4 protein-coding genes and 1 pseudogene are annotated in these 4682 nt (G+C 59.5%); 2 read left to right on the forward strand and 3 right to left on the reverse strand.

Annotated features, from left to right (window positions below):
* Positions 1–326, forward strand: a 326-nt coding sequence (locus tag ACMX3H_RS10205; protein WP_415210735.1) for an ATP-binding protein, incomplete at its 5' end; no start/stop codon positions are given.
* Between the two features lie 85 nt (positions 327–411).
* Positions 412–1559, forward strand: a pseudogene (locus tag ACMX3H_RS10210) (N-acetylmuramoyl-L-alanine amidase); the annotation flags it as partial.
* A gap of 79 nt (positions 1560–1638) precedes the next feature.
* Here ACMX3H_RS10210 and ACMX3H_RS10215 read toward each other — a convergent pair.
* Genes ACMX3H_RS10215 through ACMX3H_RS10225 form a run of 3 tightly spaced genes read right to left on the reverse strand, consistent with a single transcriptional unit; the run spans position 1639 to position 4442 of the window.
* Positions 1639–2490, reverse strand: a complete 852-nt coding sequence (locus ACMX3H_RS10215) for a transporter substrate-binding domain-containing protein (RefSeq protein WP_415210736.1) — start codon at positions 2488–2490, stop codon at positions 1639–1641.
* A gap of 13 nt (positions 2491–2503) precedes the next feature.
* Positions 2504–4243 carry a M28 family peptidase gene (locus tag ACMX3H_RS10220; RefSeq protein WP_415210737.1) on the reverse strand — a complete coding sequence of 580 codons (1740 nt, stop codon included), beginning with the start codon at positions 4241–4243 and terminating at the stop codon, positions 2504–2506.
* Positions 4236–4442, reverse strand: coding sequence for a hypothetical protein (locus ACMX3H_RS10225; RefSeq protein WP_415210738.1), 207 nt, complete (start codon positions 4440–4442; stop codon positions 4236–4238). The genes ACMX3H_RS10220 and ACMX3H_RS10225 overlap by 8 nt, the downstream gene beginning before the upstream one ends.
* Between the last annotated feature and the right edge of the window lie 240 nt (positions 4443–4682).

Consider the following 4682-nt stretch of genomic DNA (forward strand, 5'->3'; position numbering starts at 1 on the left):
ACCAGTGCCAGCTAGACGGAACCTACCTAAAACAGCTTAAGCAGCTAGAAAAAATAGAGTTACTGCTCTTGGACGACTTGGGCCTGGAATCAATGAGTCCGATGCAGGCAACGATGCTGTTGGAGGTGATGGAAGATCGTTACGACAAAAGCAGCAGCATCCTGATCAGTCAACTGCCGGTAAAAAAATGGTATGGACTGATAGAAAACCCCACGACAGCTGACGCGTTACTCGATCGGCTAGTACACCCCAGCTATCGACTGGAACTTAAAGGCGAATCACTACGCAAAGAGCAAGGAGTAGCCAGCACAGGAAAAATAGACTAAAACTGAGTCAGAAGATGAGCGAACACGTGATCGAATATCACTGGAATGGGTGATCGGAAAATATCGGAATAACTGATCGGATACGTCGGAATCTGCAATTATGGCGGTGCGCATCTGGCCCGCCTCCAGCTATACCCGTGTGACACTGGAATCGAACGTCACCCTGAAATACCGCACCTTTACCCTGAGCGGCCCGGAAAGGCTGGTGCTGGATATCGAAGGTCTGCGGCTCAATTCGATGCTCAGCCAGCTCAGCGGGAAGGTGCGGCCGGAAGACCCCTATATCGGCCAGGTGCGGGTCGGCCAGTTCGACGGCCAAACCGTGCGGCTGGTGCTGGAGCTAAAACAGAAAGTGGCGCCGCGTTTTCTGACGCTGGCGCCGGCCCACCCACGGCTTCCGCCACCGGCTGGTGCTGGATCTTTACCCGCACCAGGGCAGCCGTTCCGCGGTGCAAGACGATCCGCTGCTGGCGCTGCTGGCGGATTATAACAAGGGCGATCTGGCGTGCACCCTGCCGCCGGAATCCCAGGCGCGATCGACCGGTGGTGGTGATGCTCGATCCGGGTCACGGTGGCGAAGATCCCGGCGCTATCGGTAAATACAAAACCCGCGAAAAAGATATTGTTCTGCAGATAGCCCGCCGCCTGAGCGCGCTGATTAAACGCGAGCCGAATATGCAGGTTTACATGACCCGTAATGAGGATGTGTTTATCCCGCTGAAGGTGCGGGTGGCCAAGGCGCGTAAGCAGCGGGCGGATCTGTTCGTCTCAATACACGCCGATGTATTTACCCGCCTCACCGCCCACGGCGCCTCGGTATTTGCGTTATCCACTAAGGGGGCCACCAGCGCGGCGGCCCGGTATCTGGCCCAAACGCAAAACGCCGCCGATGAGATAGGCGGCGTGAGCAAAAGCGGCGATCGCTATCTGGATCATACGATTTTCGATTTGATGCAGACCGCCACCATCAACGACAGCCTGAAATTCGGCAAGCATGTGTTGAGTCATGTGGGCAAGATCACCCAATTGCATAAAAAAAGCGTCGATCAGGCGGGTTTTGCGGTATTGAAAGCGCCGGATATTCCATCGATTCTGGTGGAGACGGCATTCATCAGCAATATTCAGGAAGAACGGCGGCTGCGTACCGCCCGTTATCAGCAGCAGATTGTGGAAGCGATTCTGGCGGGCATCAAAGCCTATTTTGCCGCCGGAGGGGTACTGGCGCGGCGTTAAAACGCCGCGCTTGGGAATAGGTGCCTGGTGTAGCTGATTCTCACACCCGTGCTACAGACCGGCCTGCGCGAGCACCTTTTCAAGGCAGGTCCGGCGTCAGGTCCATTTTGCTCCATTTCTGCGACAGCTGGCGAATCACGCCATCGTGCGCGGCGGCGGTGATATCCGCGTCAAAGCTGTCTTTCAGACGGGTTTCCCCTTTGCGCATGCCCATTGCGACATCGGTAGCGAGCATCGCGCCTTTGAGAGTCGGACCGGCATTGATAAGCGCATCGTTGCCGGGTTTCGCCATCACCGACCGGGCATACACCTCGCTATCGAAACCGGCGTCGATACGGCCTGCCTTGAGATCCAGATCCCGCTCCGCCGAACTGCGATAGGTGCGAATCGTGACGTCATCGCCGAAGTAGGTTTTCATCAGTTGTTCATGGCTGGTGGATTGCACCACCCCGACCGTTTTGCCTTTCAGCATCGCGCCAAGCGTCGCCATCACCGGATCCGCACGGGGTTTATCGTTAAGGTTCAGCCGTTCGCCGCGCATGGGCATCGACGCCAACGGCCCGTTTTTCAGGACCAGGAAACTGGCGACGCCGCTGGCGTAAGGCACGGTGAAATCCACCACTTTCTTACGTTTTTCATTGATTCCCAGCGTCATAACCAAGTCATATTTACCCACGTTAAGACCCGGTACCAGCGTGGCCCAGGCGCCACTTTCCAATTGACATTCCACTTTGGCCCGCCGGTACAGATCGTGGATAAGATCCACGTCAAATCCTTCCAACTGACCGTGGGAATCGAGGGCGTTCCAGGGGGGGGGAAACGCGCCTTCGATAGCGACGCGCACCCGTTGCCCGTCCTGGGCATCGGCGGCGAATGTCGTGAAGGCGAGGGCGACTGCCAACGCGGCGGTGATAACGCTAGGCTGTTTCATAGACGAGTTCCGGTTACAGAGGATAACGGCCGGCACGCCGGCCGCGGCAATGCACCCGCCCTGAATCAGGAGGGATGCGCAATAGCCGCTGCCAGCGCGGCGTGGGCTTCGCGCAGCGCATGCGCGGCCAGATTGCGGCTCTGGCTCGCAGGAGCGGCGTAAAACGGCTGTTCTTCGCTGTCGACGGGCAGCGCGGCCAGAGTTCCCGCAAGCCGCCCAGCGACGGCCAGGCCGGATGCGGTAAAGCGCTATCGTGGCAAAAACGATTACCGGCGGTGTAATTGAGCGGAACCAGCAGGCGCGAGGCGCGCATCAGCGCATGGTTCAGGCGCTGGCCCTGCTCGCCGCGGGCGCTTAATGCCAGTTGATTAACCGCCGCCGCCGCTTGCCGCAGATCCTGGACCCGCCGGCGCAATAGACCGAGATCCAGACGATCCCCCAGCGCTGCTTGCAGGTTGACCAGCTCGGCGTCCAGCGAGGCGCAGAAGGCAGTATAATCCAGCGGCACCACGGGCGAACTGAGCAAGTGCCACAGCACCCGCAGCACAATGGCGGTGTCGCGCTCCAGATTGGCGGGATCGATATGCTCAAGGGTATCGTGCGGCGTATGCCACCACCAGCCGAGAGCGGTCAGCATTTTGACCGGGCCCGGCGGTTGGTGGCTTAGGCTGCCGAACATCGACGGAATGTCCACGCCCCAAAAAGATTGATCGGCGGCCCGGCCGTGCCGGCGGCCGAGGTGCTGCTGGCCGCTGACGGCCGCCACCGCTTCGGCGGCGACGCCTTTGAATTCGTCAATGACCGACGAATTCGTCAGGACGCTGGAGTTTTCACCGACGGTGGAGTCCACGTTGACGTGGGCGACGCAGCGCCGATCAAGCTCATCCCAGTATTCATCCGCATACCAAGCGGAGCCGGAATAGCGGCCGTGGGAATGGCCGGACCAGAAACACAGGCGCAAGCCGCGCTGCCAGCCTTCGCGCGCTTCAGCCAACAACCGCGGCGCTTCCAACATCGTAGCATTGGCGCTACCGTTATCCATGACGCCGTAATGCCAAGTATCGTGATGGCCGGCGAACAGGACAAAGGGCGCATCATCGCCGCCGGGTGACAGCTCGGCCACTAAAATCGGGGTTTTGCGCCAGCGGGTATCGACCTGGGTGTACAGCGTGACCAGCGGTGATTCGCCGTCGCGGCAGCGGTCGCGCAGCGGCGCGCCGTCGTCCCGGCTGATGGTACAGATAACCGTAGTGGGCAATTGTTGGCGGGTATGCTGCGAGGGGCTACCCCATACCGGCGAGACGCACATCTCGTACAGATGCTCCGTCGGGCTGATATGCAACTGTCCCACGGCGCCATAGCGCTTGGCCAGCGCCGCCTCTTCCTCGGTGGTGATGCCGTCTATCAGCACGATTTTGCCGACGACGTCGGCTGCGGTGAAATCCGCCTCACGCCCTGCGACGATATAGGTAAGCGACGCGGTGATCCCCGCCTCGACCGTGGAGAGGGACATGGAGTGGGTAATGCAGGGGATTGGCTGACCGTCCGCCGTCACCCGCGCCGCGCCTGGCAGACTAATCCAGGCATCGTGGGACAGCAGCTCGGTGCGATAGCCGTAGGATTGCATCTGTTGCTGTAGATAGTGGAAGCTCTCCAGCTCGGGCGCCGTGCCGGATAACTTGATACGTTTGGCGAATTCGGCCAAGTGCGCCATCAGGCACGACCGATCCGGCGAAGCGGTGAGCTTAGACATGGGCGTTCTCCGGTAACGGCGGATTCACATCGTCCGGGATGGGATTGATAAACGGACGACCGGCCAGGCGCCGGGCGAAGTCTTCTTGCGCGCTGGCGATAAGCGCCGAGTCCTGTAAGAGGTCCAGCGCGGTGGCGGCCATCGCCTTGGCGGCATGGGTCATACCTTCTATGGGCGGCGGGCAATTTACCCTGCGCAACCAACTGCCAGGAATGCCCCGGCGTACCGATGGCGTAAGTGGCGCCGCTCAGCTGTACCGTCGGCTCCACCCAGCTTACGGTACCGACATCGGTGGAGCCGACGTAAGCGCCCCGTGGAGGACGTCTTGAATTATTGGTGGGTTTGTTGTATGAGACAGTAAACCTACGTTACACGCTTATGCTCATTGCATTTTCACATTGTATTGATTTTAATAACTTTTATTTCCATCCCGGTTTGA

This window comes from Sodalis sp. (in: enterobacteria) (genome assembly GCF_047607725.1).
Classification (GTDB): Bacteria; Pseudomonadota; Gammaproteobacteria; order Enterobacterales; family Enterobacteriaceae; genus JBLKSS01.

Excerpts from the sequence above, each read along its gene's own strand:
- ACMX3H_RS10215 (WP_415210736.1), bottom strand. The coding sequence starts at position 2,490 with ATGAAACAGCCTAGCGTTATCACCGCCGCGTTGGCAGTCGCCCTCGCC.
- ACMX3H_RS10220 (WP_415210737.1), bottom strand. The coding sequence starts at position 4,243 with ATGTCTAAGCTCACCGCTTCGCCGGATCGGTCGTGCCTGATGGCGCAC.